Below are 256 nucleotides of genomic sequence, written 5' to 3' on the forward strand. Positions count from 1 at the left end.
TATCCTTGACCGGTGCGATACGCCGCTCGATCAGCGCCAGCTCGTCGAGGGAGAAACCTCGCGCTAAAGAACTTGCTGTCTTCTGTTTGCGCGTGAACTTGGTGCGCCCGAAGTACACATCCCGCAGCCGCGACCAGGCACGCGCACGATCCGGTGCAAAGCCCGAGGCGAGTGCAACATCAAGGTCGAAATCAGCCAGCGTCTCTAACGCTGCGGCCGACATCGCCTGCACTAACACCTCGAACGAATTCATGCC

At 59.8% G+C, this 256-nt stretch carries 1 pseudogene; it reads right to left on the reverse strand.

The window, feature by feature from the left end:
* Positions 1–256 (reverse strand): annotated as a pseudogene (locus tag HMPREF3048_RS12325) (HNH endonuclease); the annotation flags it as partial.

The organism is Corynebacterium sp. HMSC075D04, from assembly GCF_001815635.1.
In the GTDB taxonomy this organism is placed as follows: Bacteria; Actinomycetota; Actinomycetes; order Mycobacteriales; family Mycobacteriaceae; genus Corynebacterium; species Corynebacterium coyleae.